The sequence below is a fragment of the Bradyrhizobium sp. AZCC 2289 genome (assembly GCF_036924615.1).
Taxonomy (GTDB): domain Bacteria; phylum Pseudomonadota; class Alphaproteobacteria; order Rhizobiales; family Xanthobacteraceae; genus Bradyrhizobium.
Map to the genome: position 1 here is coordinate 2,055,566 of NZ_JAZHRY010000001.1, position 23,101 is coordinate 2,078,666.

The following is a 23,101-nucleotide window of genomic DNA, read 5'->3' on the forward strand; positions in this document are numbered from 1 at the left end:
TTGGCTTGGTTGCAACGCAATCGATCCGGCGTGGCGTCAGCCGAACTGTCCTGGATAGTATTCAGCTTACAACGAACATATTTGAAGCGTGGTCGGACGAGGAATGGACGGTTGATGGTGCGGACGTTCGAGTTTGCATTGTTTGCTTCGGTTCGAATGACGGCAACCGGATGCTAAATGGGGTATCTGTTTCTGTCATCAACTCCGATTTAAGTTCGAGTAGTGCCAATCTCACGAGCGCAAAACGTCTCTCAGACAATTTGGGAATCGGATTCCAAGGTCCTGTTAAGGTCGGTGCTTTTGAAGTATCGGGAGATGTTGCCAGAACATGGCTTAAGGCTCCTCGTAACCCACACGGTAGACCAAATAGCGATGTGCTCGTTCCCTGGGCCAACGGGACAGATATTGTTCGCTCACCAAGAGGGAAATGGATAATTGATTTTGGTGAGCGAGCCGAGGCGGAGGCAAGTCTTTTCGAATTGCCGTTCGAATATTTGCGCGAAATCGTCAAACCCTTTCGGTCGACCAATCGAGATAGACAGCGACGCGAGAATTGGTGGCGTTTGGGACGATCTGGCGCCGATTTGAAGTCTGCGACGTCGCGTCTCAACCGTTTTATGGTTACGCCGCGCGTCGCCAAGCACCGATTGTTCGCTTGGGTTACAGCACCAATGCTCCCTGATACTCGCTTGGTTGCGATCGCTCGAAACGACGACACAACATTCGGTATTATTCACTCCCGTTTCCACGAAGCGTGGTCCCTTCGTCTTGGTGGATGGCATGGCGTCGGGAACGATCCCCAATACACTCCAAGTCTTGGTTTCGAGACCTTCCCTTTCCCTGAAGGGTTAACGCCGAACATTCCGGCAGAAGGTTATGAACACGATCCTCGCGCGCAAGAAATTGCGAAAGCAGCAAAGCGGCTCCACGAGTTGCGTAACGTTTGGCTCAATCCGCCCGAACTAGTGAAGATGGAGCCGGAGGTCGTGCCCGGTTATCCCGACCGTATCGTGCCGAAGGATTCGCAGGCTGCCGTCACGCTGAAGACCCGCACGCTGACCAATCTTTACAACCAGCGCCCGCAATGGCTGGCCGACGCCCATCGCGATCTCGATGCCACCGTCGCGGCGGCCTACGGCTGGCCAACAGATATCTCCGAGGAAGAGGCGCTCGCAAAGCTGCTTGAGTTGAATCTCGCGCGCGCCGGCGCTACGCTTGAGCCGGGCCTTCTCGAAGAACCGGACGACGAGGACTGAATGCCGACCGTCCTGCGCTGGGGACCCTATCGCGCGTTCTTTTATTCGAACGAACGCGGCGAGCCGCCGCATGTCCACGTCCGGGCCGGGGATTTCGAAGCCAAGTTCTGGCTGCATGACCTCTCAGTCGCGGTCAATGCGGGATTTCCTGCGCATGAAATCGGCGCTATTATCCGTCACCTGAGATCGCAACGCGATCTGCTCGAAGGCAAATGGCATGAGCACTTTGGAAATTGATGTCGGCGATATCAGGCCGGTCTCGGTTGCCTTCACCGCCGACGAACTCGTGGTGACGCTGGCGGATGGCCGCAGGATCGCGACGCCGCTGGCCTGGTATCCGCGGCTCCGCGAGGCCAGCGCTGCGGCGCGCGGGAATTTCGAACTGATGGCGATGGGCATCCACTGGCCCGAACTGGACGAAGACCTCGGCATCGCCGGGATGCTGCGCGGCCGCCCGGCGGGCTGAGGCTCCCGCCCCTCACCCGGCGCTGCGCGCCGACGTCTCCCCGCCAAGCGCGGGGCGAGGTTAAGCGCCCGGCTATTGCACGCTCAGCGCCACGAAGCGCAGTTCGCCGTCGCCGTTGGCGACCATCAGCAGGACCGACTTCTTGCCGTCCTTCTTGAGCTGATCGACGCGCTTCTTGACGTCGGCGGCGTTGCTCACCGCTTCCTGCGCCACCTCGACGATGACGTCGCCGGCGGACAACCGCTTGTCGGCGGCGTCCGAGGTGCCGTCGACGCCGGTGATGATCACGCCCTTCACGGTGTCCTTGATCTTGTACTTGGACCGCAGATCCTTGCTCAGCGTCGCGAGATCGAGGCCGAGCGCCTTTTGCGTCACCGGCTTTTCGCCGGGCTCTTCCTTGGCCTTGGCGGCGGCCTGCTGCACCTTTTCGGTATCCTCCAGCCGCCCGAGCGTCACTTTACGGGTCTCCTCGGCGCCCTTGCGGATGATGACGACCTCGACTTCCTTGCCGACCGCGGTGTCGGCCACCACGCGCGACAGATCCTTCGGGTCCTTGACCTCCTTGCCGTCGAACTTGACGACGACGTCGCCGGGCTCGATGCCGGCCGGCTTCGCCGGACCCTTGTCGTCGACCCCGGCGACCAGCGCGCCGCGCGCGGGCTTGATGTTGAGGCTTTCGGCGATCTCGTCGGAGACCTGCTGGATGCGCACGCCGAGCCAGCCGCGGCGCAGCTCGCCGAACTGCCGGAGCTGGTCGACCACGCCGGCCACGGTTTTCGAAGGCACCGCGAAACCGAGACCGATCGAGCCGCCGGTCGGCGAGATGATCAGCGTGTTGACGCCGATCACTTCGCCCTCGAGGTTGAACAGCGGTCCGCCGGAATTGCCGCGATTGATCGAGGCGTCGGTCTGGATGTAGTTGTCGTACGGGCCCTGGCTGATGTCGCGGTTGCGCGCCGAGACGATGCCGGCGGTGACGGTGCCGCCGAGGCTGAACGGATTGCCGATCGCGATCACCCATTCGCCGAGCCGCAGCTTGTCGGAATCGCCGAACTTGACCGCGACCAGCGGCTTCACCGGCTTGAACTTCAAAACCGCGATATCGGTCTTCTTGTCGACGCCGACCAGTTCGGCCTTGATCTTGGTGCCGTCGTTCATGATCACGTTGATTTCGTCGGCGTCGGCGATGACGTGATTATTGGTGACGACGATGCCCGAGGTATCGACGATGAAACCGGAGCCGAGCGAATTGGTCTTGCGCGGCTGCATGTCGTTGTTGCCGCCCTTGGAGTCGCCGCCCGGCCCCCTGCGGTTCTTGAAGAAGTCGTCGAAGAATTCCTCGAACGGCGAACCCGGCGGCAATTGCGGCATCGCGCCCCGGTCGCCGCCGCCCTTGGCTTCGACGGTCTGCGAGGTCGAGATGTTGACGACGGCGTCGATCACCTTCTCGGCGATGTCGGCAATGCCGTCCGGCCCCCGCGCGAACGCCGGCGCCGCGCAGAGCATACTCGCAGCGCCGAGCATGATCACAGCTCCCATCAGGCGCAGGCGACGGCTCACGGCGGGTCTGGCAGCGGTCATATCGGCTTCTCTCCAGCGGGTCGATTTGGGATCCACAGTGCGCCCGAACCGGCCTGCGGCGCAAGCATTTGAGCCGGACATTTCGGCGAAAAACCGGCCGGCAACGGGTAACGATTCCGTTGATTCGCAACGCGATTTTCTCCCCACCCGTCATTGCGAGCGAAGCGAAGCAATCCATCGCGCCAAGCAAAGAAAGAATGGATTGCTTCGTCGCTTCGCTCCTCGCAATGACGAAACAAGCGGAACCAGCCGCTACCGCCGCACGAACCAGATCAGGACCAGGCCCGCGACCGCCGATCCGATGCCGACGGCGCGCAGGATATTGTCGGGTGTCGCCAGCGCGCTCTTCATGGCCCGGCGCATCCAGGCCGGGCTGGCGGCGAACAGCAGGCCTTCCAGCACGAACAGGATTCCCAAACCGATGAGGAAGTCGGCGAACGCTATGGACCTCATCGGATGGCAACCTCCCGTTTGACGCGTTTTTTTGGTTCAGCGAAGCGGAACCCGCTTCGCTCAGATCTTGTGCGGGGCCGGCTAAGTTCTTGCCGGCTAAGTTTACGGCTTCGGCGCGGCTGGCGCCGCGGCCGCCGACGGATGACCGGCGGGATTGGCGAAGAAGCGGAAGAACTCCGAATCCGGCCGCAGCAGGAAGCGGGTATCGCTGCTCTTCAGGCCGGTCTCATACGCGGTCATCGAGCGATAGAACGCGAAGAAATCCGGATCCTTGCCATAGGCTTCGGCGAACAGGCGGTTGCGTTCGGCGTCGCCGGCGCCGCGCGTCTGCTCGGCGGTCGAGTTGGCTTCGGCGATGATGACGGTCGCCTCGCGATCGGCCTTGGAGCGGATCTCCTGCGCCTTCTGGCCGCCCTGGGCGCGGAACTCGGCGGCTTCGCGCTGCCGTTCGGTCTGCATGCGCTGGTAGACCGCCTGGCTGTTCTGCTCCGGCAGATCGGCACGCCGGATCCGCACGTCGACCACCTGGATGCCGTAACCGTCGGCCTCCTTGTCGAGCTGATCGCGAATCCGCGCCATCAGGGCCTCGCGCTGGTCGCGCACCACCGTGATGAAGGTGACCTCGCCCAGCACGCGGCGCAGCGACGCGTTCAACAGCGTCGTGAGCTGGATGTTGGCGGCCTGGATCGAGCCGACGCTCTGATAGAAGCGCAGCGCGTTCTTGATGCGATAGCGGGCGAAGGCGTCGACCACCAGCCGCTTCTGATCCGACGCAATCACTTCCTGCGACGGGTTTTCCAGATCGAGGATGCGTTTGTCGATCGAGATCACGGTGTCGATGAACGGCGCCTTGAAGTTCAGGCCCGGCTCAGAGACGACGCGGATGGGCTCGCCGAGCCGAACCACCAGTACCTGCTCGGTTTGGGCTACGGTGAAGACCGAGCTGTAGCCGACGATAATGACGATAAACAGCGCGATCAGGGTAACGATGCCTGCAATGGGAGATCTCATCGCGTGCCTCCACCCTGCTGCGGCTGGCCGGTCGTGGCCGGCGCGGGCGGCCGCTTGGGCGTCAACTCGCTGAGCGGCAGATACGGCACGATGCTCTGCGAGCCGCCGCCGTCATAGACGAGCTTCTCGGAACCGCCGAGCACGCGCTCCATCGTCTCCAGATAAATCCGTTGCCGCGTCACATCAGGCGCCTTTTTGTATTCGTCATAGACTTTCAGGAAGCGCGCGCTCTGGCCCTTGGCCTCGGCGATTGCCTGCTGCTGGTAGCCTTCGGCGACCTGCAGGATTTGCGAGGCGCGGCCGCGGGCATCGGGAACGACGCGGTTGGCATAGGTCTGCGCTTCGTTCTGCAGCCGCTCGAGATCGGCGCGCGCGGCCTGGACGTCGCGGAAGGAATCGATCACCTGCGCCGGTGGGTCGACCTTCTGCATCTGGACCTGCTGGACCAGGATGCCTGCACCATAGCTGTCCAGCGTCTTCTGCATCAGTTCCTGGACGTTGGCTTCCGTGGTGGTGCGGGCGCCGGTTAGGATCGGCTGGATGTTGGCCTTGCCGACGGCCTCGCGCATCGCGCTTTCGGCGACCGCTTTCACGGTGCCTTCCGGGTTCTGGATGTTGAACAGATAATCGCCGACGCCGTCGGGCTTGATCCGCCACAACACCGTGAAGTCGACGTCGACGATGTTCTCGTCGCCGGTCAGCATCAGGCTTTCCTCCGGCACATCGCGCATGGTGCGGCCGCGCCGCGCCGGATCGTCGATCAAGGTCATGCCGATCGAGATGGTGGAGACGCGCAGCGCCTTCGGCAGCAGCACGGTCTCGATCGGATAGGGCAGATGATAGTTCAGGCCGGGCTGCACGGTGCGCACATGCTTGCCGAAGCGCAGCACGACGCCGAGTTCTTCGGACTGGACGCGGAAAAAGCCGGACAATCCCCAGATCGCCAGGGCGCCGATCAGAACCAGCGCGATGCCCATGCCGCTGAAATGGCCGCCGGGCAGAAGCTGCTGCAGCCGGTCCTGACCGCGGCGCAGAAGGTCCTCAAGATCGGGTGGCCGTGGCCCGACCGACTGCGGACCGGAGCCCCACGGCCCTTTCGGACCCGAGCCCCAGGGGCCCCCGCCTTGATTCTTCCACGGCATCGATAATCTCCTAAGGCGGGGTCCGGGACCACCGGTTTGGGCACGATGCCCAGCCTCGCAACTCCGCCCGGCTTTATAGGGGACCGCCCGGGCCCTTACAACGCAAGCTTCCCTGCCGAACGAGCTATGCTTGAGGCCACAATTGTCAATGCAAACATTAGTTAGCGCGGTTAATGCGGCTGTCGCCGGCGATATGTCACATAGGAAAAGTCGGCACTATCGGCCGGACCGGCCGGATTCCGCACGCGCGCGACCTCTTGCCAAACCGAAGGCTCAATTGCGGCGAAACATGTGTCGCCGTCAGGCCGGGCATGCACTTCGGTGATTTCCAGCCGATCGGCCTCGTCCATCCATTGCGCATAGATTTCGGCGCCGCCGATCACCGCGATCTCAGTGGCGAAACGACGCAGCGCGTCGCCGGTGGCGATTGCGTGAGCGTTGGCGAAGGAATTGGTCACCACCACGCCGGCGGCGCGAAAATCCGGGTCGCGCGTCACCACGATATTGGTTCGCCCGGGCAACGGCCGGCCGATCGAGACGAAAGTCTTGCGTCCCATCACCACCGGCTTGCCCCAGGTCAGCGCCTTCAAGCGCTGCATGTCGGATTTCAGCCGCCACGGAATGGCGCCATCGGCGCCGATCACGCCGTTCTCGGCGACCGCCACGATGAGCATGACTTCCATCAGCGCGCCCCCTGTGCCAGCGCGGTCAACGCCGGGCCGGTGACCCGGCATACCGTCCACTCGTCCATCAGGACCGCGCCCAGCGATTTGTAAAACTCGATCGACGGCGTATTCCAGTCCAGCACCGACCATTGCAGGCGCGACCAGCCGTTCGCCACGCATTGGCCGGCGAGGTTCACCAGCAGCGCCTTGCCGATGCCCTTGCCACGCAGCGCCGGGCGGACGAACAGATCTTCCAGATAGATGCCGGAGCGGCCGCTGAAGGTGGAGAAATTGATGAACCACACCGCGAAACCTGCCGGCTCGCCATTCCACTCGGCGATCTCGCAAAACAGCCGCGGCTGCTCGCCGAACAGCGCCAAGTCGATGTCGGATTCGGTGGCTTCGACCTCGTGGAGCAATTTTTCGTACTCGGCGAGGTCGCGAACCAGCGACAGGACAAGTCCGGCTTCACCGGGACGCGCGCGGCGGATGGTGAGCGGCATTCAATCGCTCAGACCGCTGCTCATACAGCCACTCATACGGCAACCTGCGCCTTGATGTGCGGATGCGGGTCGTAGCCTTCGAGCACGAAATCCTCGTAGCGGAACGCGAATATGTCCTTCACGTCCGGATTGATCTTCATGACCGGCAATGGCCGCGTCGGGCGCGTCAGCTGCAGCCGGGCCTGCTCGAGGTGGTTGGAATAGAGGTGGGTGTCGCCGAATGAATGAACGAAGTCGCCGGGCTTCAGGCCCGTGACCTGGGCTACCATCATGGTCAGCAGCGCATAGGAGGCGATGTTGAAGGGCACGCCGAGGAATACGTCGGCCGAGCGCTGATAGAGCTGGCACGACAATTTGCCGCCTGCGACATAGAACTGGAACAGGCAATGGCACGGCGGCAGCGCCATCTTGTCGACGTCGGCCGGATTCCAGGCGCTGACGATCAGCCGCCGCGAATCCGGGTTGCGCTTGATCATGTCGATGACGTTGGAAATCTGGTCGATGCTGCGGCCGTCCGGCGCCGGCCACGACCGCCATTGCGAGCCATAGACCGGCCCGAGATCGCCATTGGCGTCGGCCCATTCATCCCAGATCGAGACGCCGTTATCCCTGAGGTATTTGATGTTGGTGTCGCCGGCCAGAAACCACAGCAATTCGTGCACGATCGATTTCAGCGGCAGCCGCTTGGTGGTGAGCATCGGAAAGCCGGCCGACAGGTTGAAGCGCATCTGGTGGCCGAAGATCGACAGCGTGCCGGTGCCGGTGCGGTCGTGCTTCTCCGCACCGTCGGCGAGGATCCGTTCGAGCAGATCGTGGTACTGGTTCATGGCGGTCGGTATCTCGGCCTTGTCCGGAAGGCGTATTTAGCGGCAAGACGATTTAGCGGTCCTGCGGCCGATCGACAGCACCGATTCGGCCGTATGGCGGCATTATACCCGGAAAAATGAGAGTTCCGCCCCAAAACGACAAGGGCGGAACCCAGGTTCCGCCCTTGATTTACCGGCCCTGCGGAAACCGCTTAACTCTCTGACTCCACGAACACTTCGTCACGTTTCTTGCGCAGCGTCGGCAGCAATGCCAGCACCAGCAGGAAGGCCGCGATCGCCATCAGCACCGCCGACAATGGACGGGTCAGGAACACCGACCAGTCGCCGCGCGAGATCAGCAGTGCGCGGCGCAGGTTTTCTTCCATCAGCGGTCCCAGCACCATGCCGAGCAGCAGCGGCGCCGGCTCGAAATCGTGCTTGATCAGCCAGTAGCCGACCAGCCCGAAGGCGCCGGCGAGCACGACGTCAACGGGTGCGTTGTTGATGGAATAGATGCCGATCGCGCAGAAGATCACGATCGAGGGGAACATCAGCCGGTACGGCACCCGCAGCAGCCGCACCCAGATGCCGACCAGCGGCAGGTTGATGACGATCAGCATCAGATTGCCGATCCACATCGAGGCGATCATGCCCCAGACCAGCTCGGGCTGCTTCTGCATCACCTGCGGGCCGGGCACGATGCCGTGAATGGTCATCGCGCCGACCATCAGCGCCATCACGGCGTTGGGCGGAATGCCGAGCGTCAACAGCGGGATGAACGAGGTCTGGGCCGCTGCGTTGTTGGCGCTTTCCGGCGCCGCCACGCCCTCGATCGCGCCGCGGCCGAACCGCGACGGATCCTTGGCGATCTTCTTCTCCAGCGTATAGGCCGCAAAGGAAGCGATCACCGCGCCGCCGCCCGGCAGGATGCCGAGGATCGATCCGAGGATCGTGCCGCGGACGATGGCCGGGAACGAGTCCTTCAGATCCTTCCTGGTCGGCATCAACCCGGTGATCTTCTGCTGCACCAGATCGCGGTCCATCTCGGCGCCGGCGTCGAGATTGCGAATGATTTCCGCGAACCCGAACACGCCCATCGCCACCGTCGCGAAGCCAAGACCGTCGGCGAGCTCGGGAATGTTGAACGCCATGCGCGAGGCGCCGGTCTCGATGTCGGAGCCGACCATCGACAGCAACAGCCCGAACACGATCATTGCGATCGCCTTGAGCACGGAACCCTTGGCCAGCACCACCGCGAAGATCAGGCCGAGCACCATCAGCGAGAAATATTCCGCAGGCCCGAACGCCAGGGCGAGTTTCGTCAAGGGCGCGCCGAGCACCGCAATCAGCACGGTGGCGACGCAGCCGGCGAAGAACGAGCCGATCGCGGCGATCGCCAGCGCCGGGCCGGCGCGGCCCTGCTTGGCCATCTGGAAACCGTCCAGCGTGGTCACGACCGACGTCGCCTCACCCGGGATATTGACCAGGATCGAGGTGGTCGAGCCGCCATATTGCGCGCCGTAATAAATGCCGGCGAGCATGATCAGGGCGCCGACCGGCGGCAGTCCGAAGGTGATCGGCAGCAGCATCGCAACGGTGGCGATGGTGCCGATGCCCGGCAGCACGCCGACCAGCGTGCCGACCAGCGCGCCGATCAGGCAGAGCATCAGATTGATCGGCGAAAAGGCAACGCCAAAGCCGAGGCCGAGATTGTGAAAGAGATCGACCATCGCGCCCTCACTGAACCAGGAAGCGCGGGAAGAGCTGCAGCGGCAGCCCCAGCGCATAGGGGAAAAGCAGACTGCATCCGATCGTCAGGCAGATGCCGACGATGATGGTTTCCCTCCACCTCGTCTCCGGGGTGCCCAGCGCCGAAACGATGAAGCTGACGAACGCAGAGATCACAAGGCCGAGCGGCCGGATCGTGATGGCGAAGGAAACGATCGCCAGCGACACGAACAGCGGACCCCGCCAGGCATAGTGCGCCAGATGCGGACCTTCGGTGACGATTCCGACGACCGTGATCGCGGCGCCCAGCGCCAGCAGCAGCACGGCGAACATCCGCGGCGCGGTGCCGGCGCCGAACGAGAACCCGTGCATGCCCTGCAGATCGCTCGACGCCCACAGCGCGAACAGCGCAATCGCCATCAGCGCGATGCCGCCGACAAAATCCTGCGGACCACGAACCCATTTCGGCATGATGTATTTGACCGGCACGTGGCCCGGCGAATCACTCATCGATCTCTCTCCCCAACAGGGCTTCTCGCCCATTCTGTTTGGATGGTGCTTGGTGCAGACCCCTGTCCTGCCTATCGATTTTCCTCAGACAACGCCAGCGAAACCCAACAGCCCCCCGGCCAGCAGCATCCAGAACGGGTTGAGCCGGGTGGCAAAGGCGAGCGCGGCTGCGGCGGCCGTCATCAGGGCCGCGACCCAGGTCCGGTCGGCGGCTTGCGCCAAAATCAAGCCGCTGGCGCCCATCAGGCCGATCGAAAGCGGAACCAGCGCCGCCTGAATGGTCGCGGGCCAGCGCGACTGGCTCGATCGCGCCAGAAAACGGCTCACACAATAGGCAAGCATGGCGGTGGGGCCGCACATCGCCAATGTGGCGGCCAGCGCACCTGCAATTCCCGCAACCGAATAGCCGATCAGGGTCACGATCAGCACGTTCGGCCCCGGCGATAGCTGGGAAATGGCGTAGATGTCGGCGAATTGCTTGTCGGTCAGCCAATGCTGAATGTCGACCGCGATCCGGTGCATTTCGGGAATCGCGGCGTTGGCGCCGCCCACCGCAAACAGCGACATCAGGCCGAACGTCCAGACCAGCGTCGCGATGGGATTGTCGCCGGAATTCATGGGCTCGTCCGCCGCCGCATGACGAAGTTGATGGCAAGGCTGAGCGGGGTCGCCGCCAGCAGCACGGCTGCCAGCGGCAGGCGCAGCAGGCCGATGGCAATGAAAACCGCGACCATCAGCCCAAGGCCGATCACGTCGCGCTTCTTGATCAGCGGCATCATCATTCGGAAAACGACCGCGATCGCGAGCCCGACCGCGGCGCACGACACGCCGGCCAGGATGCGCCGCAACACGTCGATTTCGCCATATCGCGCGTACAGCGCGCCCAAAATCGTCATCAGCGCCATCGGCGGGAGCAGCAATCCGGCAAAGGCCGCAATGCCGCCCGCAATGCCGCGGAAACGCGCCCCGAACACCATCGACAGATTGACGATGTTCGGCCCCGGCAGGAAATGGCACAGCGCAAAGGTCTCGTTGAATTCCTCCGCCGTCATCCAGCGGTGCTGCTCGACGATGCCGCGCCGCGCCCAGACCAGAACCCCGCCAAAGCCGGCCAGCGACATCTTGGCGAACGCAAAGAACAACTCGGCCAAGCCGGGCCGGTTGGGCGGGTGAGCGGCTGCAATATCCGGCGCCGGGACGGCGGCCGGCGAGGAATCCGGAGGCATGCCTCCAGATTTAACGGAGCCGCAGGGCCGACACCAATGCAAAATTGGCGCGTTTTGCGGCGCGGAATGCGGGGTGCAATGGCTCTGTTTTTCTCAACTTTTGCACCCTATATTGGGGGTGCCGGTTCGCCGGCTATGGAAATAAATTGCCGTCGCAATAAACCATTCGGACCCGGGGGCAGTACCCGGCGCCTCCACCCAAGCCCACCCTTCCAATCGGCGGGTTTCGGTGGGGGCGAAACAGGATCGACGAGGGCGTAAAGGGCGTGTTTTTTCCCGGTATGGTTCCGCCGTTATCGGGCTATGCAATAGTTGCAAACGACAACTATGCTCCGGTTGCTCAGGCTGCGTAACGCAGTTTGAAAGACCAAGTCTAAAGTCCTGATGGGTTAAGCTCCGTCAGGCGGGGTCCGGAGGCACCTGGCAACAGAAGCCTCCACTTCATTCCTTCACTTCCTTGCGATTTGCCGCTCGGCCGGGCATTTCTGCTGCAAATTCGCTTCATGACGCCTGCTGACCTGCGGCCCCCGCCGGGGTACCATGGGGCAAAAGGCGAGTCGGGCGACCGGCGGCGTCACTTTCTCAACACAACAGGACTACCATGGCGACCGATCACATCCGTTACGACGTGCTGACGCGCGACGCGCTACGCGGGGTGCTGCGCCGTGTGCTGACCGACGCCGCCGAACACGGCCTGCCCGGCGAGCATCATTTCTTCATCACCTTCCTGTCCACGGCCGAAGGCGTAAAGCTGTCGCCGCGGCTGCTCGCGCAATATCCCGAAGAGATGACGATCATCCTGCAGCATCAGTTCTGGGATCTGGTGGTGACCGAGGATCGCTTCGAGGTCGGCCTGTCGTTCGGCGGCATTCCCGAGCGGCTGGTGGTCCCGTTCGCGTCGATCAAGAGTTTTCTCGATCCCTCGGTGAAGTTCGGACTGCAGTTCGAACCGACCGAGGCCGAAGTCGAGACGCCGGCGGCAAAACTCCCCGCCGTTCCTCCGGCCCCGGCCTTGCCGGTTGCCGCAACCGAGTCCGCGGCCGAGAGCGAGGCCGAGCCGGCCAAGCCGAGCGAAGGCGCCGAAGTGGTGCGGCTGGATCGTTTTCGCAAGAAATAATTCGCGCGCGAAATTCCGCGACGCTGCAACGGGATGATTTCTCTTCGAGAAATCATCCCGTCTGGCTTTTTGTTTTGAGCATGATCTCCGCGCAAACGCGTTCCGCGTTTGTCGCGAGGGAAAACCGGTACCCACTTTTCCGGATCATGCTGTAGAATGTTCGTCCCGCCGTTCCGCGGCGCAACGGACATTATTCATGGCTCGATCCCCAGCAACATCGCGAAACAAATCCACCCGCAGCGAGACCGACAGTTTCGGTCCGATCGACGTTGCCGCCGATCGCTACTGGGGCGCGCAGACCGAACGCTCGAAGCAGAATTTCCGCATCGGCCAGGACCGGATGCCGATGCCGGTCGTGCATGCGCTCGGCATCGTCAAGCTCGCCGCCGCGCAGACCAATCGCGAGCTCGGCCTGATCGACGCGCGCCGGACCGGGGCCATCACCCGCGCCGCGCGCGAGGTGATCGAGGGCAAGCTCGACGATCATTTTCCGCTGGTGGTGTGGCAGACCGGCTCCGGCACCCAGACCAACATGAACCTCAATGAGGTGATCGCCAACCGCGCCAACCAGATGCTCGGCGGCGAACTCGGCGCCAAGAAACCGATCCACCCCAACGACCACGTCAATATGAGCCAGTCGTCGAACGATTCATTCCCGACCGCGATGCATATCGCCGCGGCGCAGGGCATCGTCGCCAACCTGATCCCGGCACTCGGCGAGCTGCACCGCGAATTGCGCAAAAAAGAAAAGGCTTTTGCGAAAATCGTCAAGATCGGCCGCACCCACACCCAGGATGCGACGCCGCTGACGCTCGGTCAGGAGTTTTCCGGCTACGCCGCCCAGGTCGAGAGTGGCATCGCGCGGCTTCGTGTCGCGGTGAAGGATCTGTTGCCGCTGGCGCAAGGCGGCACCGCGGTCGGCACCGGGCTTAATTCCAAACCGCGATTCGCAAAACTGTTCGCCAAACACGTTGCCAAAATTACAAAACTGCCTTTCAGCAGCGCGCCCAACAAATTCGAGGCGCTGGCCTCCAACGACGCCTATGTGATGGTGCACGGCGCGATCAACTCGGTGGCGACCGGCCTGTTCAAGATCGCCAACGATATTCGCCTGTTGGGATCGGGCCCGCGTTCCGGCCTCGGCGAATTGATCCTGCCGGAAAACGAACCGGGCTCGTCGATCATGCCGGGCAAGGTCAACCCGACCCAATGCGAAGCGATGACAATGGTTTGCTGCCAGGTGTTCGGCAACCAGACCGCGGTCACGGTGGCCGGCAGCCAGGGCCATTTCGAGCTGAACGTGTACAAGCCAGTGCTGGCATATTGTATGATGCATTCCATCCAACTGCTGTCGGACGTGGTTCGTTCATTCACCGAGCATTGCGTTGTGGGAATACGCGCCGACGAAAAGCGCATCCGGGACTTGATGGAACGTTCGCTGATGCTGGTGACCGCGCTCGCGCCCAGGATCGGTTACGACAACGCCGCAAAGGTCGCCAAGACGGCGCATGCGAACGGCACCACATTGAAGGAAGAGGCTGTGCGGCTTGGCTTTGTTACTGCAGCGGAATTCGATCGTCTGGTGCAGCCGGACAAAATGACACACCCGGGCTGATCGTCGTACGAGCCCCGGGAAACTACGGGTGAGTGCGTGGTATAATTATAGATCATTCCGCTTAAGGAATGGGGCCGGTCATCTATCGGCGTCGCGTTGACGCAGGTAGAGCCACAAAATATTTAGTTTTCGCAGAGCGAAATACATTTTTTGATGCTATCAGAGAGCGTCGAACGGGGATTCTGGATGACCATCTACTCTGCTTGCGCGCAGCGCGACCAAGCTTGTTATCGCAACAAGCTCTCACGCCTTCCGGCCATGGGATGATGGAGGTGGGCATGGGGGAATTGGTCAACCTGAAGCGGTTCAAGAAGCGCAGCGAGAAAGAGCAATCGGCCAAACAGGCCGATGCCAACCGGGCGCGGTTCGGCCGCACCAAATCCGAACGCGCGCGCGATGAGATCAGCAGCGATCGCGCCCGCGATCTCCTGGATCAGCACCGGATCGATGGCGGAGACGCATCATGAAGTCGCCCGTCGTCAAACGCTCGATCGTGGTCGCCGGTCACAAGACCAGCGTCAGCCTCGAAGAGGCCTTCTGGAACGGCATGAAGGAAATCTCTGGCCTGCGAAACATGACGCTGTCCGAACTGGTCGGCGAGATCGACAGCAACCGCCAGCAGGGCAATTTGTCGTCGGCGATCCGTCTTTTCGTACTGGATTATTTCCGCACCCGCGCCGTGCCAGCCGCAGCGCCTTCGGATGCAAGGCCGCAGGCCTAGACGCGTTTTCGAGCGAGCCGTCGCAGCCACGCAAACCCGGATCTGATGCCGGCGATGCGCCATGTGACTATTTAAAATCGTTCTAAGCTCACGCGTCGTTGCAACCAGCGCGCTTGACCTGTCGCTCCGCGATTGGAATGACAGGCGATGACCGAAGCAAACGACGCGCGCCCGCAATTACCGCTGGGTTTGGCCAAACGCGGCTATTCCGGCGTGATCCACCGCATCGCGACGGCCGATTCAGGCTCGGCGCTGTCGGACATCGAGCTCGAAAGCCGCTTGATCGAACTCGGCTTTGTCGAAGGCGCCCGGGTGGAAGTGCTGCATGAGGGCATCGTGGGTGGCGATCCGATCGCGGTCCGCGTCGAGAACGTCACCATCGCCGTACGCCGCCGCGAGGCGATGGCCATCATTGTCGCCTGAGGCGAACGGGACTTTACGCCATGGAAGCTCCATTGATGCATCTCGCACTGGTCGGCACGCCGAACAGCGGCAAGACCGCGCTTTTCAATGCGCTCACCGGCAGCCGTCAAAAGGTCGCGAATTATCCAGGCGTGACCGTCGAGCGCAAACAAGGGTCGTTCGTCACGCCGCTCGGACGTCAGGTTTCGCTGGTCGACCTGCCCGGCACCTATTCGCTGCGCGGCCGCAGCCCCGATGAGGAAATCACCCGCGACATGGTGCTCGGCCGGACGCCCGGCGAGACGGTGCCGGACCTGGTGCTCTGCGTCGCCGATTCCACCAATCTGCGGCTGACCATCCGCCTCGTGCTCGAACTCAAGCGCACCGGCCGGCCCCTGGCGCTGGTGCTCAACATGTTCGACATCGCGACGCGGCGCGGCGTCACCGTGGACGTGGCGCAGCTGTCGCAGACGCTTGGCGTGCCGGTCGTGACCTCCATCGCGGTGCGCAAGGGCGGCACCGCCGATCTGTTGCGATTGACCGACGATATCTCGGCGGAGGGCCCGTTGCCGGCATCGGAAAATCTCTGGGAGCCCCTGACGGTCGCGCAGTTGCGCGCCACCCAGCGCGAGGCCGATCGCATCATCGCGGCAACCGTCAGCCTGCCGACGCGGCCCGATACCTGGACCTCGCGCATCGACGCCGTGGCCCTGCACCCGGTGGCAGGGCTGGCGATCCTGGCGCTGATCCTGTTCGTGATGTTCCAGGCGGTGTTCGCCTGGGCCCAGCCCTTGATGGAAGCGCTGTCGTCGGCGTTCGCCGCCCTCGGCCAGCTGGTGCATGACACCCTGCCCGCCGGGCTCCTGCAAAGCTTCCTGCAGAACGGCGTGATTTCCGGCGTCGGCAGCGTGATCGTGTTCCTGCCGCAGATCATCATCATCTTCCTGTTCATCCTGCTGCTGGAAGATTTCGGCTACATGGCGCGCGCGGCGTTCCTGATGGACCGCATCATGGGCGGCGCCGGCCTGCACGGCCGCGCGTTCATCCCGCTGCTGTCGAGCTTTGCCTGCGCGATTCCCGGCATCATGGCCACAAGGGTGATCGACAATCGCCGCGACCGGCTGACCACCATTCTGATCGCGCCGCTGATGACCTGTTCGGCGCGGATCCCGGTATACACGCTGATCATTTCCGCCTTCATTCCCGACACGCAGGTTTGGGGCTGGCTCAATCTGCGCGGCCTCGTGATGTTCGGCCTTTATGCGGTCGGCATTGCCAGCGCGCTCGGCGTCTCGTTCCTGATCAAGTTCTTCATGCTGCGCGACTACGCGCCCGCGCCCTTCATGCTGGAATTGCCCGACTACAAGCTGCCGCGCCTAAAAAGCATCGCCATCGGCATCTATACGCGGGCAAAGATGTTCCTGCAGCGCGCCGGCACCACGATTTTCTCGATGATGGTGCTGATCTGGTTCCTGGCGTCGTTCCCGCTGCCGCCGGCCGGCGCGCAGGACCCGGCGATCAACTACAGTTTCGCCGCCATGATCGGCAAGGCGCTCGAACCGCTGCTGGCCCCATTGGGGTTCAACTGGCAGATCGCCGTGGCGCTGATCCCGGGCATGGCGGCGCGCGAAGTCGCCGTCGCAGCGCTCGGCACCGTCTACGCCATCGAGGGCGGCAAGGAAGCCGCCGAGCAGATCGGGCAGGTGCTGGCCACCAAATGGAGCCTCGCCACCGCACTGTCGCTGCTGGCCTGGTATATTTTCGCGCCGCAATGCGCCTCGACGCTGGCGGTGATCCGCCGCGAGACCGGCAGCTCGAAATGGATGGTGATCACCTTCGCCTACATGCTGGCGCTGGCCTATGTCGCGAGCTTGGCGACCTACCAGATCGCGGTGGCGCTCGGCGCCGGCTAAATCCGCTTGCGCTGAGCACGCCGAGTTTCTAGAAACAAGGACCGAACTCAAACCCCATGGAGACCGAAATGGATATCGCCAGCCTCACCGCTCCGCGAAACCTGTCCATTCCGGAAGTTCTCCATGTCCGCGTTTGTTATTCTGGATTCCATCTCCCTCACCACGCCTGACGGACGCACGCTGTTCGACGGACTGACGCTTGCGCTCGGGCGCGAGCGAACCGGCCTGGTCGGACGCAACGGTTGCGGCAAGTCGACGCTGCTGCATCTGATCGCGGGCGGAATCGAACCGGCGAGCGGGTCGATGCAACGCACAGGCTCGATCGGCGTGCTGGCCCAGCTTGCGGATGAGCGCCAATCCGTCAGCCAGGCGCTCGGCATCGCCGGCGATCTCGCGCAGCTGCGGCGGCTCGAACAGGGCGACGGCTCGCTCGACGATGCCGCGCAAGCCGACTGGACGCTGGAGACCCGGCTGCAGACCGCGCTGGTGGAAACCGGCCTGCCTGATTTGGCGCTGGATCGCCCGATCGCGTCCTTAAGCGGCGGCGAACGCACGCGGGTGGCACTCGCGCGTCTCCTGATCGAGGCCCCGGACCTGCTGCTGCTGGACGAGCCGACCAACAATCTCGACGCCGACGGAAGGCTGGCGGTGGCGCAATTGCTCGAACGCTGGCAAGGCGGCGTCATCGTCGCCAGCCACGACCGCGCGCTGCTGGAGCACGTCGATCGCATCATTGAACTGACGCCGATCGGCGTCACGCTGTTCGGCGGCGCGTGGTCCGCCTTTGCCGGACAACGCGATGCCGCGAGAGCCCGCGCCGAGGCGGATCTTGATCGTGCCTCGGATGCCTTGCGCAACACCGAACGCGCCGTTCAGAAAGCAAAGGAGAAGAAGGCGCGCCGCGACAAGGCCGGCCGCGCCTGGCGGGCCAAGGGCATTGAGGACAAGATGTTCATGGACCGGGAGAAGGAGCGCGCCGAAAACAGCGGCGCGCGCGACAGCCATCTCGCCGACCGCCTGATCGGCGACCGCGCGCAAGCGCTCGAGGAAGCCCGCGCGCGCGTGGAAATATTGACGCCACTGGCGATCGATCTGCCGAAGACTGATCTGCCCGCCGGCCGCGAACTCGTCAGCTTCAGCGACGTGGCGATGGCGTTCGACGGCCGCGCCTTGTTCGGCCCGCTGTCATTCGAAGTACGCGGCCCCGAGCGGATCGCGATCCGCGGCGCCAACGGCACCGGCAAGAGCACGCTGCTTCGGCTCATCGCCGGAGAGTTCAAGCCCAGCGCCGGAACCATCCACCGCCCGACCGATCGCGTCGCCGTACTCGACCAGCATGTGGGCCTGCTCGATCAGGCCTCAAGCATCCTCGATAATCTCCGCCGGCTGAATCCTGATCTGTCCGCCAATGATGCGCACGCAGCGCTGGCGCGGTTTGCCTTCCGCAACAAGGCGGCGTTGCAGATATCAGGCACGCTCAGCGGCGGCGAGCGCCTGCGCGCGGGACTGGCCTGCGTGTTCGCAAGACCGCAGCCGCCGTTCCTGTTGCTGCTGGACGAACCGACCAACCATCTCGATCTCGCCTCGATCGAAGAGTTGGAAAATGCGCTGAAAGATTTTGACGGCGCGCTGATCGCGGTCAGCCACGACACGACATTTTTGCAGGCGATCGGGATCGAGCGGGAGATCTGGCTCTAGGGTTTCATGGCGTTGGCTTGATTGAGCACACCTACTCTAGACCGTCATCCTGAGGTCCTCGCCGTCTTCGGCGAGCCTCGAAGGATAACAGCCACCGCCGTTGCCCATCCTTCGAGGCGCGCAAGTCTGCGGCGCAATTGCGCCGCCGAGCGCACGTCAGGATGACGGAGAGTACAAACCTCATCCTGAGGAGCTTGCGAAGCAAGCGTCTCGAAGGATGGACAAAACAATGGACTCGCGGCCATCCTTCGAGACGCGGCGAAGACGCCGCTCCTCAGGATGAGGTCCGAGATAGCTTCACAGCCTCTCAGGATGACGGTTGAGTTTTCTGCTTCGACCTGTCGTCAGAACCTAATTGCTGTTCTGCAACGCCGGCCGTTGCGGCGGCGGATTGGCGACTTGCGGCGTCAGCGACAGCGGCGGCCGCGGTCGCGGCTTCAGCACGCCGGGCGCCGGCTTGACGTCGATCGGCGGCGGCAGCGGCGCTACCTGCGGCTGGCTCGCCACCGACGGCGGCGGTGGAGGCGCATTGACGACCGGCGGCACCAATGGCGGCCGCGGCGCGACGACCCTGGGCTTCGGCAGCGGCCTGCGCGGCGGTGGCGGCACGTCGGTTGGCTGCGGGCTGGCAGGATTGGCCTCGGGCGTCGCCAGCGCCGGCTCGGTCGGCAGCGGGATCGCAACCGGGACCGGCGTCGGCAGCGGTGGCGGCGGTTCGCCGCGCTCGATCGCATCCAGCCGCCGTGTTTCGCGGTCGATCGTCCGCACCGCCAGCCAGGACGACAGAGCGGTCACATCGATGGTGCGATTCAACGCATCGGGCGTGCCCTCGGCGAACAGCTGGATTTCCGGACGGCTGGTCGCCGTTCCGGCCGATGCCGACGCCAGCGTGGCGCGGATGTCGGCCTGATCGGCGGGAATATCGTAGCCGCCGGAGACGATGGCACGCGCGCCATTGGCATCGAGCGCGGTCGCGCCGATGCGAATCCGGCCGTCCCGGATGTTGAACGGAATTTGCGCCGACGTCACCGACAGCGTGCCGGCCAAAAGCGCCGGCTCGACGAACTGCTTCAGCCTGGCGTCGTCCTTGGCCTGACCGGCGTCGCTGGCACGGATCGCGACGTCGAAGGCGCGCGGATCGAGCCCGGCGATCACGGCGGATTCCAGCGTCACCGTGCCGCTGCCGGACAGCGCGCCGGTCAATGCCGACGCACTGCGGCCCTGGCTTGCCAGCGTCATCTGCATCGACGCGCGGCCCCTGGGCATCGCGAGGTTCCGATAACGCAGCGCCGCGCCGTCGACGCTACTGAGCTGAACGCTCGCATTCAAGGCAATGCCATTTGCACTTTGCCGGGCGTCGACATTGGCGGTTACTTCGCCGCCGCCGATCTTGCCTTTGAGGGCATCGAAGGTCAGCGACTGGCCGTCGCCCTTGACCATGCCACTGACCGGCTGCAATTCGCTGCCGCCCGGAAGCAACCCGCGCAGCGCCTGAAACGCGATGCTGCCGCGCCAGCCCTTGGTCAGCCCGGCGCCGAGCGGTTCGGCGGCATCGTGTCCGGCGGCGCCGATCGCCAGCGCGAATACCGGCGCCAGCGAAAGCTGGTCGAGTCCGATTTCGCCCTCGATGTTTTTCTCGTCCCCCATCGTGAGCGCGACGCGCCCGCGCAAGCGCGAGCCTGCAATGATGCTGTCGAGATCGTCGAAGGTCAGCCGGTTGCCGGCCAGCGAAACGCGCGAGAATACGCGGATGTCCTTCGCGAGCCTGTCGGACGGTCTGAGTTCGAGCAGCGGCCCGAGATCGGCGCTGCGGATCCGCAGATTGACGCTCGCCTTGGCCTCCGGCGCCCAAGGCTCGGCCGAGCCCTCGGCATCGGCATCGAGCCCCGCGCCCCACACCCTCGCCTTCAGCCGCAGCGGCGCCCGCCACGCGCCGGTGGCCGTGCCCTCGAATTGCGCCGGGCCATCGCCGGCCGCGATCGCGCGATCGAGGCCGAGCAGCGTTAGCAACGCGCGGCCCTGCTCGGATGAAAATTTGGTTTCGACGCTGATCTCGTCGCGGCCGAGCGCTTCGAGATCGGCGCTGCGGATCGCAGCGATCAGCGGTGACGCCCCCATCTTGATGTGACCTTTAAGCGGGGGCGCGTCGACATCGAGAGTGGCGGACGCAGCAACGCGATCGCCAGCCGTAGTTTTGCTGTTCCTGAGGAGATCGAGCGTCAGCTTGATCCGTGCCGGGCCCGGCCCTGCTCCCACCGCATTGAGCCGCGCGGCAATCGATGGCGCAAATGGTGCAACAGCTCCGGCAAACTGTCCCAGCGACGCCGCGGTGCAATCCAGCACCAGCTTTCCGGTCGCATTGACGCGATCGAAATTGCCGCCGCCATCCACCATGACGTTGTCGGGCTGACCGATCTTCAACCGGTCGATGACGATCTCCTTCGGGCTGTAGCGGACCTTGGCGAACAGCGGCCGCATTTCCTGGCCGGCGTACATCGCGCGGCCGACGTCGAGCGAAAGCTGCGCCTCATCTGGCCATTCGCCCTGCGGACCGGCGAGCGAACGCACAAACGCCGTCGCGGCATCGAGATCGAGCCGCTCCGCCTTCAATGCCGCGTCGACCTTCGAGCCATTGTTCGCCGCACGATGCGAAACCGCGACCCGCCCGTCGACCGCGCCGCCGTCGATCTCGGCTTTCATGGCGTCTATGGCAAAGCCGCCGGGCGACACCGTGACGTCGCCGCGCAGCCGCAGCGGCTTCTGGCTGCGAGAGGCGAGATCGCCGCGGCCCTGCAGCCAGGTCAGCAGCGTATCCGGATCGGAGGATTCGACGTTGAGCGCCGCCTTGAAACTGTCCGGTGAAGCGCCTTGCGCGGTCGCACCGTTCAACGACACCCGGGTGGTGCCCGGCGCGCGAAACTCCAGCCGGTGAACGGTCCAGGATTTTCCGTCGCCGGCCAGTTCAGCGGCGATATCCTGCAACGGGCGCCCGCCCAGCATGATCTGCTCGGAGGCGAATTCGATTTGTGTGGGGATCGGGGTTTGCGGAATTCCAGATAGCAGCGTGCGCAGCGCGGGCAGCACGCGAACCGGTTCGGCGGCGTTGTCCTTGCTGTCCTTGACAGTGTCCTTGGCGACAAACCTGTCGGCATCGAGCTGGCGCGCCGACAGCGCGACGTGAAGCAACGGCGAGGCACCGAAGCGAATGTCGCCGCTGCCCGAAAGCTTCAGCGCACGTTCTTCGGCGCCGTAGCTCACCTCGATCGCGTCGAGCCGCGCGGCCGAAGTGTCGGCCTTGACCTTGGCGGCGATGCGCCACGGCGGCGGCGGCACGTCGTCGGCGGTGCCTCTTTGTCCGGCGGGCACCGCGAGCGTGATCGCTCCATCGAAGCGCGGGGCCCGCGCCTCGAGCGTGAGCACGCCATCGAGATCGGCGGCGAGCGCGCGCTGGCCGGGATCGATGTTGAGATGCACGCGGGTGCCATTGCCGTCGGGACCCTGCCCGGACGAGATGCGAAACGGGTAGCGCACGCCCGACAACATGAAATTGCCGTCGCCACGGATCGCGCCGGCCAGCGAGCGCACGTCGCCGGAGAAGGCGATGTCGTTCAGTTCGATGGTGCCGCGGCTCGCCGCATCGTGCAGGGCGACGCGACCGGTGAGATTGAGGCGGTCGATCGCCACCGATCCCAGATTGAACGGTCCGGTCGAGGCCGGCCAGTCGATCCGGCCCCTGGGATCGAGGCCGAGATCGAGCGACATGCCGTTGATGGTCAGTTCGGTGGCGCGCCATTCGGCGCGCATCAGCGCGCCCAGGCTGAATTCCACGTCGAGCTTGTCGGCGCGCACCTTGCCGAGATCGTTGGCGCCGCCGACCACCACCGAGCGCAGCTGCAGCGACGGCGTCGGCAACAGCCGCGCGTCGAGCTTGCCGCCGACGCGCACCTGCGTACCGAGGATCCGCGTCGCCTCGGCCTCGAATTGCGGCCGGAACTGGTTCCAGTCGATGAAATACGGCCCGACGAGCGCGGCCACCAGCGCAATGATAATGGCGATTGCCAGGCCGAGCAGCGTCGTCTGCACGGTGCCTCCCCTTGAGCCCGCCCCGGCACGCGGCCGCGCCACGCAAAACTCAGCGCCGAAGCAGCCCAATATATAGAGACAAGTGTGGCGAAGTCACAGCGGCATAAGTCGCTGGGGCGAATTCCGCTTGTCCGGTGGCCTCATGGTTCTCCCGGCGATGCGAAGCATCGTTGAGCCGCGAAAGCGGCGTCTCGAAGGATGAAGC

The 23,101-nt window shown here is 64.0% G+C and carries 22 protein-coding genes and 1 other RNA gene; 11 read left to right on the forward strand and 12 right to left on the reverse strand.

Going from position 1 to position 23,101, the window contains the following annotated elements; all coding sequences use genetic code 11:
* The first annotated feature begins 5 nt into the window (after positions 1 to 5).
* From V1289_RS10080 to V1289_RS10090, 3 genes are read left to right on the forward strand one after another with little or no spacing between them, the layout of a single operon-like run.
* Positions 6 to 1,256 (forward strand): hypothetical protein, encoded by a 1,251-nt coding sequence (locus tag V1289_RS10080; protein WP_334396800.1) that lies wholly within the window; start codon positions 6 to 8, stop codon positions 1,254 to 1,256.
* Positions 1,257 to 1,493: a DUF4160 domain-containing protein gene (locus tag V1289_RS10085; protein WP_334396801.1), complete on the forward strand. Its 237-nt coding sequence runs from the start codon at positions 1,257 to 1,259 to the stop codon at positions 1,491 to 1,493.
* Complete coding sequence (locus tag V1289_RS10090) at positions 1,474 to 1,722, forward strand: DUF2442 domain-containing protein (RefSeq protein WP_334396802.1); 249 nt, start codon at positions 1,474 to 1,476, stop codon at positions 1,720 to 1,722. Before V1289_RS10085 ends, V1289_RS10090 begins: the two co-directional genes overlap by 20 nt.
* Positions 1,723 to 1,794: 72 nt before the next feature.
* Here V1289_RS10090 and V1289_RS10095 read toward each other — a convergent pair whose 3' ends face one another.
* The 11 genes from V1289_RS10095 to V1289_RS10145 form a co-directional block, all read right to left on the reverse strand.
* Positions 1,795 to 3,303 carry a Do family serine endopeptidase gene (locus V1289_RS10095; protein ID WP_334396803.1) on the reverse strand — a complete coding sequence of 503 codons (1,509 nt, stop codon included), beginning with the start codon at positions 3,301 to 3,303 and terminating at the stop codon, positions 1,795 to 1,797.
* Between the two features lie 252 nt (positions 3,304 to 3,555).
* Positions 3,556 to 3,756, reverse strand: coding sequence for a DUF2065 domain-containing protein (locus V1289_RS10100; protein WP_334396804.1), 201 nt, complete (start codon positions 3,754 to 3,756; stop codon positions 3,556 to 3,558).
* Between the two features lie 102 nt (positions 3,757 to 3,858).
* The gene (gene hflC / locus V1289_RS10105) at positions 3,859 to 4,767 is read right to left on the reverse strand and encodes a protease modulator HflC (protein WP_334396805.1); all 909 of its coding nucleotides are present in this window, start codon (positions 4,765 to 4,767) and stop codon (positions 3,859 to 3,861) included.
* Positions 4,764 to 5,909 carry an FtsH protease activity modulator HflK gene (hflK, locus tag V1289_RS10110; protein ID WP_334396806.1) on the reverse strand — a complete coding sequence of 382 codons (1,146 nt, stop codon included), beginning with the start codon at positions 5,907 to 5,909 and terminating at the stop codon, positions 4,764 to 4,766. Before hflK ends, hflC begins: the two co-directional genes overlap by 4 nt.
* Positions 5,910 to 6,079: 170 nt before the next feature.
* Positions 6,080 to 6,592: a dihydrofolate reductase gene (locus V1289_RS10115; RefSeq protein WP_334396807.1), complete on the reverse strand. Its 513-nt coding sequence runs from the start codon at positions 6,590 to 6,592 to the stop codon at positions 6,080 to 6,082.
* Positions 6,592 to 7,077 (reverse strand): GNAT family N-acetyltransferase, encoded by a 486-nt coding sequence (locus V1289_RS10120; protein ID WP_334396808.1) that lies wholly within the window; start codon positions 7,075 to 7,077, stop codon positions 6,592 to 6,594. Before V1289_RS10120 ends, V1289_RS10115 begins: the two co-directional genes overlap by 1 nt.
* 32 nt (positions 7,078 to 7,109) lie before the next feature.
* Positions 7,110 to 7,904, reverse strand: a complete 795-nt coding sequence (locus V1289_RS10125) for a thymidylate synthase (RefSeq protein WP_334396810.1) — start codon at positions 7,902 to 7,904, stop codon at positions 7,110 to 7,112.
* Between the two features lie 191 nt (positions 7,905 to 8,095).
* Positions 8,096 to 9,613: a tripartite tricarboxylate transporter permease gene (locus V1289_RS10130; RefSeq protein ID WP_309178860.1), complete on the reverse strand. Its 1,518-nt coding sequence runs from the start codon at positions 9,611 to 9,613 to the stop codon at positions 8,096 to 8,098.
* Between the two features lie 7 nt (positions 9,614 to 9,620).
* Complete coding sequence (locus V1289_RS10135) at positions 9,621 to 10,121, reverse strand: tripartite tricarboxylate transporter TctB family protein (protein WP_309178861.1); 501 nt, start codon at positions 10,119 to 10,121, stop codon at positions 9,621 to 9,623.
* A gap of 84 nt (positions 10,122 to 10,205) precedes the next feature.
* Complete coding sequence (locus V1289_RS10140; RefSeq protein WP_334396811.1) at positions 10,206 to 10,739, reverse strand: chromate transporter; 534 nt, start codon at positions 10,737 to 10,739, stop codon at positions 10,206 to 10,208.
* Positions 10,736 to 11,347 (reverse strand): chromate transporter, encoded by a 612-nt coding sequence (locus V1289_RS10145; RefSeq protein WP_334396812.1) that lies wholly within the window; start codon positions 11,345 to 11,347, stop codon positions 10,736 to 10,738. Before V1289_RS10145 ends, V1289_RS10140 begins: the two co-directional genes overlap by 4 nt.
* Before the next feature lie 81 nt (positions 11,348 to 11,428).
* On the opposite strand from V1289_RS10145, the gene ssrA reads away from it, so the two are divergent.
* From ssrA to V1289_RS10185, 8 genes are all read left to right on the forward strand, one after another.
* Positions 11,429 to 11,788, forward strand: a transfer-messenger RNA (tmRNA) gene (ssrA, locus tag V1289_RS10150).
* Between the two features lie 160 nt (positions 11,789 to 11,948).
* Positions 11,949 to 12,464, forward strand: coding sequence for an SspB family protein (locus V1289_RS10155; RefSeq protein ID WP_309178864.1), 516 nt, complete (start codon positions 11,949 to 11,951; stop codon positions 12,462 to 12,464).
* A gap of 196 nt (positions 12,465 to 12,660) precedes the next feature.
* Positions 12,661 to 14,079, forward strand: coding sequence for a class II fumarate hydratase (gene fumC, locus V1289_RS10160; RefSeq protein ID WP_334396813.1), 1,419 nt, complete (start codon positions 12,661 to 12,663; stop codon positions 14,077 to 14,079).
* A gap of 278 nt (positions 14,080 to 14,357) precedes the next feature.
* Positions 14,358 to 14,546 (forward strand): DUF4169 family protein, encoded by a 189-nt coding sequence (locus tag V1289_RS10165; RefSeq protein ID WP_309178866.1) that lies wholly within the window; start codon positions 14,358 to 14,360, stop codon positions 14,544 to 14,546.
* On the forward strand, positions 14,543 to 14,800 hold the full coding sequence (locus V1289_RS10170) for a ribbon-helix-helix domain-containing protein (protein WP_334396814.1): 258 nt from the start codon (positions 14,543 to 14,545) through the stop codon (positions 14,798 to 14,800). The genes V1289_RS10165 and V1289_RS10170 overlap by 4 nt, the downstream gene beginning before the upstream one ends.
* 147 nt (positions 14,801 to 14,947) lie before the next feature.
* A complete protein-coding gene (locus V1289_RS10175) occupies positions 14,948 to 15,223 on the forward strand; it encodes a FeoA family protein (protein ID WP_334396815.1) in 276 nt (91 codons plus the stop codon).
* A 20-nt stretch (positions 15,224 to 15,243) separates the two neighbouring features.
* Positions 15,244 to 17,115 (forward strand): ferrous iron transporter B, encoded by a 1,872-nt coding sequence (feoB, locus tag V1289_RS10180; RefSeq protein ID WP_334396816.1) that lies wholly within the window; start codon positions 15,244 to 15,246, stop codon positions 17,113 to 17,115.
* Positions 17,116 to 17,238: 123 nt separating this feature from the next.
* Positions 17,239 to 18,813 (forward strand): ABC-F family ATP-binding cassette domain-containing protein, encoded by a 1,575-nt coding sequence (locus V1289_RS10185; RefSeq protein ID WP_334396817.1) that lies wholly within the window; start codon positions 17,239 to 17,241, stop codon positions 18,811 to 18,813.
* A gap of 351 nt (positions 18,814 to 19,164) precedes the next feature.
* Here the strand turns inward: V1289_RS10185 and V1289_RS10190 are convergent, their stop codons facing one another.
* Positions 19,165 to 22,896 carry an AsmA family protein gene (locus V1289_RS10190; RefSeq protein WP_334396818.1) on the reverse strand — a complete coding sequence of 1,244 codons (3,732 nt, stop codon included), beginning with the start codon at positions 22,894 to 22,896 and terminating at the stop codon, positions 19,165 to 19,167.
* Between the last annotated feature and the right edge of the window lie 205 nt (positions 22,897 to 23,101).